The organism is Shewanella sp. A22 (assembly GCF_053850585.1).
This window is the reverse complement of record NZ_JBSQBN010000212.1, coordinates 1-3,051: the sequence shown is the minus strand read 5'-3', so window position 1 is coordinate 3,051 and position 3,051 is coordinate 1. Positions and strand designations below refer to the sequence as shown.

The window sequence follows — 3,051 nt, the reverse complement described above, 5'->3', positions numbered from 1 at the left end:
CGCCTTCTTTGAGGATGTTGATAATTTGGCTTTCAGTAAAACGTGTCTTTTTCATGTAATTCTCCATTTGGTTTAGTGTAAATGGAAAACTCTATTTAAAACATTCTGACTTTAAGGGAGGGTTACAAATAGAGAAGAGCACCACCGATATGCTGGTGGTGAGTATCGGCATATCGCTATGTGCTGTCACATGGAACTATATTTATAATATTTGGTTCGATAAGTTATTAGGCAGTGACAGAGTGACGCGTAATTTATCAACTCGGATTGTCCATGCGATGTGTTTCGAAGGAGGCTTGTTAGTGGTAACCCTCCCAATGGTGTCGTGGTATTTAAGTTTAAACCTTATTGATGCCTTAATGCTTGAAGGAGGGGTATTGGTGTTTTTCTTGGTTTATACTGGTGTATTCAATTGGGCCTACGATATTTATCAACCCTACCAGCGCTGGTTTGGTAAAATGTTAAGCATTAGCTGAAAGACTTTACGAGGGCGTCGATGCAATGTCGACTTCACTATGGCATCATTACTGAGTTTTTTACCCCTGCAGGATGCCAAGCGAAATGCATTATCGATTAACTGTATTGTTATTTACTGTGTTTGTCTTGATGCTCCCGATCCATTTTGCGCGAGCAAATATTTTAGCGCCTTTTACCAGCGATGGTTGCAGTGCGTTTCCTAATGGGACTTTCGAGCAAAGTGAATTATGGTTAGCGTGTTGCCAAAAACATGATTATGACTATTGGAAGGGCGGTACATTTGATGAACGTCTCGCATCTGATAAGGCATTGCGTATTTGTGTCGCCAAAGTTGGACATCCGCAAATTGCTTTACTGATGTTGGCTGGTGTTAGAGTAGGTGGTACGCCTTATTTACCGACAAAATTTCGTTGGGGATATGGTTGGCCGTATCCAAGGCGTTATGGGATATTAACTGATGAAGAAAATAAACAAATAGAGCGATTATCTTCAATAGCAAAGTAGGCTAGGTATTTAGTTGATTTATATCGACTACGACATGTCGACTGTACATCAATCTAGCCAAGATGTTTCTATGGTGAACGATAGGAAGTTAAGATTATTCGAGATGTACTTCATTTACCGCTACAAGTATATCAATTCGTCGCTTATGTTGAAGCGGTCATCCCACGAGGTGCTAGGGCCTAGTCATTAAACAAGCAAATCTCAGTTTTTCATGCGGATAAATATAATAGGTTTCGCCATTTCGACAAGATAATATAGACTCAAGCGTTTTACCGGATGGATACGCAACACAATGAAGCATTCGGATAATGGCGTACGTGCCATAGCCATACTTGAGGCATCTAAAGGCTTACTCGCGTTACTCGTCGCAGTTGGTCTGCATGTGTATGCAGGCCAAAATTTGTCTGCATTAGCAATTGAACTCATTACGCATTTACACCTAAACCCTGCAAGTCATTACCCTGGTATTTTTATTTCTGCTATGGGCGAGGTGTCGCAATCGAGCCTGACCTTAATGGCATTGGGGGCTGCCGCATACACCTCTGTGCGGTTTATCGAAGCCTATGGCTTGTGGCATAACATGCGCTGGACTCAATGGTTTGCTCTGCTTAGCGGGGCAATATATCTACCTTTAGAAATTTACGAGATGATAAAATATATTAATGTGCTTAGCGTAATGGTATTGGTGATCAATGTAATCATAGTAGTGTACATGTATTGGGTGTTATTTTCTGATCGCGTTGAGCGTTAGTTACAAAATTGTGAACGATTAAATAGATTGTAAATTAAATTATTAATAGATTTTAATGAAATAGGCTTGATCCAAAATATTGCAGTGATAGTATAAATATACTCACATTTAAGCGATATGAGCGTATAAAGGAAAGTGAACAGCACTTCAATATTTAACACGTATTGCTGTTCCGATTCGAATTTTTTTCAGTATAAATTGTGGTGAAAACTATGGTGTGTTATCAGCAAGGGATATCACCATTAAATATATTAAAGCCACTTTTATACTGTTATTTATCATTATTTTATATAAGCACGCTGTATTGTTGTAGTGAATTAATCCACATATTTGAGGAGTTAACATGACAGACATCGATATTGGTATCAACAAAGACGATCGCCTAAAAATTGCTGAAGGGTTAAAACGTTTATTAGCGGATTCGTACACACTTTATTTACAAACTCATAATTTCCACTGGAATGTTACTGGTGTCCATTTTCGCGAATTACACCTAATGTTTGAAGAGCACTATACCGAGTTAGCGGTAGCGGTAGATGATATTGCTGAGCGAATTCGTACTTTGGACGTGGCTGCGCCAGGCACCTACAAAGAGTTTGCGCGTTTAAGTTCAATTAAGGAGGTTGAAGGTGTTCCAAGTTCTGCTGATATGGTTGATTTATTGACCAAAGGGCATGAGCAAGTGGTCAAAACATCCCGTGAAGTACTTAAATTAGCGCAGGCTGCAGATGATGAATCAACAGCGGCATTAGTGTCTGATCGTATGCGTATACATGAAAAAACCGCTTGGATGTTAAGAGCTACGCGTAAATAATATTATTATTGATTAAATCTTAAGATAGAAACTCAAACCGCTGGCAATTTGCTAGCGGTTTTTTTTACAATATTATAAACGAAATGTGTCGATTCAAAAGATTAAAAACGATAATGTAGCATTTTTATTTTTTGATTAAGTCAGAGTGACCAATAACTTAGCCCTTACCGAACTTGCCATGCATTTGCTTGCGCAGCGAAATACGGTAACTCCTCATTCTCATTATGATCCTGTGGTTCCTCAAAGTATAGACGAAGCGATTAATGTCCAACAATTGATGATGGGTCTTATACCAATCTCATTAAATATCTGGTCAGTTCAGATTCTGGCGGGTTTCAAAGTCCTTTATGCTTCGTTATATGCTTTCAAAATACGACGGCATGGTCTATTTTTTTCCATAAAAAATAAGACATTCCCACCCTCCATGGCGGTCAGATGCTGGAGGTAGAGTAACGCAGGAGCTTGTTACCGAGGATCACTATTCGCTTCAATCATCTGCCTTGCC

Annotated in this window: 4 protein-coding genes; all 4 read left to right on the top strand. The window is 39.2% G+C overall.

All coding sequences use genetic code 11. From position 1 onward, the window contains the following. Window positions 1-65 precede the first annotated feature (65 nt). The 4 genes from ACWXWT_RS20205 to ACWXWT_RS20190 all read left to right on the top strand — a co-directional run bounded on the left by ACWXWT_RS20205 (window position 66) and on the right by ACWXWT_RS20190 (window position 2,546). Window positions 66-476, top strand: a complete 411-nt coding sequence (locus tag ACWXWT_RS20205; RefSeq protein WP_456043365.1) for a PACE efflux transporter — start codon at window positions 66-68, stop codon at window positions 474-476. A gap of 85 nt (window positions 477-561) precedes the next feature. Then, entirely contained in the window at window positions 562-981 is a 420-nt protein-coding gene (locus ACWXWT_RS20200) for a hypothetical protein (protein ID WP_456043363.1), read from the top strand. A gap of 292 nt (window positions 982-1,273) precedes the next feature. Beyond that, a complete protein-coding gene (locus ACWXWT_RS20195; protein WP_456043362.1) occupies window positions 1,274-1,732 on the top strand; it encodes a DUF2127 domain-containing protein in 459 nt (152 codons plus the stop codon). A gap of 343 nt (window positions 1,733-2,075) precedes the next feature. Continuing rightward, on the top strand, window positions 2,076-2,546 hold the full coding sequence (locus ACWXWT_RS20190; RefSeq protein ID WP_456043361.1) for a Dps family protein: 471 nt from the start codon (window positions 2,076-2,078) through the stop codon (window positions 2,544-2,546). Window positions 2,547-3,051: the final 505 nt, after the last annotated feature.

Excerpts from the sequence above, each read along its gene's own strand:
- ACWXWT_RS20200 (WP_456043363.1), top strand. The coding sequence starts at position 562 with ATGCATTATCGATTAACTGTATTGTTATTTACTGTGTTTGTCTTGATG.
- ACWXWT_RS20195 (WP_456043362.1), top strand. The coding sequence starts at position 1,274 with ATGAAGCATTCGGATAATGGCGTACGTGCCATAGCCATACTTGAGGCA.
- ACWXWT_RS20190 (WP_456043361.1), top strand. The coding sequence starts at position 2,076 with ATGACAGACATCGATATTGGTATCAACAAAGACGATCGCCTAAAAATT.